Raw genomic sequence first — 1,698 nt, 5'->3', positions numbered from 1 at the left:
CCTGACTTTATCATTGCGTCACCCAAATCATAACTCTAACCAGTCATCAGTATCAATGAGGTAAGCTATAGCTCTCTCCTCCTCTGTGAGGCAGAGAGTTTTTGTTATAGTGTCTTTATTCTCCGGACGTGCAATCTCAATAGTAACTATAGTCTCGGCTATCTTGAGTGTTTCATCTACAGAGTATGGACACCCAGACAATTTTAATAGCCTTTCAAGTTCCTTGTATACTTTCAAAGCAACGAAACATATACAAACATGAGCTTCAATTCTTCTTGGCGTGAAATGGAACATCGGTCTTACATCCAGTGTACCTTTGGTAATACGAAACGACCGTTCCACATTCCATAGATTCTGATAGGCTTCATAGACTTTCTCCGGACTTAGATCCGTATTTGTCTTATACCCTTTTAATCCATCCCATATTGCATCTTTCTTTATCTTTTCCTCATCTATGCAGACTGTAATTCCAGAACTGACTGAAAGGAACTTGTTGTAGCCTCGTTTGTTGATGTCCGCCTTAGTCAGTGTTCCCGTAGAAAAACGTTTTCTTAGCCTTTCCACACCTTGTTCTCTATCGAATGCGTTCTTCTTGGCTCTTTCATCAGAGTATCCAACAATAAGCCTGCCTCCATCCGGATATTTGATATCATTGAACACCCCACACCGACGCTCTGTTGCAATTATTTTTTCCATTATCCGGGCGGATTCCTTCTTTATCCTGGCACCTATTATATACTTATACCCACCATCACGGAGTAGCTTTACATTCTTTGCGCTCATAAGTCCGGAGTCTGCAATTACTACAAAATCATTGCCGAGATTGAATCTTTGAACAAAATCATCTACGATGGGAAGCATTGTATATCCCTCATATTGTGAACCGTTAAACAGGGAATAAGACAAAGGATATCCTCCACGACTGACAAGAAGTCCTAAAACAACTTGTGAATTTGCATTTTTACCATCTTTGGAAAAACCGGATTCCCGTAACTCGTCCTTATTCGTTGTCTCAAAATAAAGGGTTGTGACATCGTAGAAAAGAATCCCTAAATTCCCGCCAAACAATCTTTTTGTATGCTTAACACTTATCTCCTGCACGAGTCCCTGCTGGGTATTATATAGTTTGTCAAGATAACGATAAATCTTCTGTAAACTGACCTCTTCCTTGAAATGCCGTCTCAGATAATCCACTGTGGCCTTCTTGCTCATGGGAGAGCATATTCTGGATACTACAAGATGACGTAGTTCCTCATCCTGTATGATATTGAATCCGATTTTATCGTAAACTTTATTGATGATTCTCTGAGGTGAATTCAGAGAAGTACTTATTATATTGGATACTATGTACTCTGTCATTGAATTCTCTTCCCGTCTTAGTTTTTCACACTCATCATCAGGGAAGTTTATGGTTTGCTGTCCACCGTAATGGGCTATCCAATTCTTTCCTTCATTTACAAGTTTACGAATTTCATCCTCGGTTGTACCCACACCTATGACATGGAGTTCCGTAAATCTACCGGAACTCTTATCGGCGACAACAACACTGGTCGAGCCGGATCGATTCTTTTTCCTACGCACAAACATAGCACGAAGATACAAAATTCCCGTGCGTCACCCAAATTAGACTTAAAAACACTGCTACAGATACCTATAGGGCAGGTTCATGAGAAAATTTTAAAAAAGTGATAAAGTCAG

1 protein-coding gene is annotated in these 1,698 nt (G+C 40.0%); it reads right to left on the bottom strand.

The features are described from left to right. Window positions 1-27: 27 nt before the first annotated feature. Window positions 28-1,587, bottom strand: a complete 1,560-nt coding sequence (locus QUW60_RS14915) for an IS1634 family transposase (RefSeq protein WP_434736876.1) — start codon at window positions 1,585-1,587, stop codon at window positions 28-30. Window positions 1,588-1,698 lie beyond the last annotated feature (111 nt).

The sequence above is a fragment of the Bacteroides gallinaceum genome (genome assembly GCF_030373775.1).
Classification (GTDB): Bacteria; Bacteroidota; Bacteroidia; order Bacteroidales; family Bacteroidaceae; genus Phocaeicola; species Phocaeicola excrementipullorum.
This window is presented reverse-complemented; position numbering and strand designations above follow the sequence as displayed.

Coding starts and splice junctions, on each gene's coding strand:
- QUW60_RS14915 (WP_434736876.1), bottom strand. CDS start 1,587: ATGTTTGTGCGTAGGAAAAAGAATCGATCCGGCTCGACCAGTGTTGTT.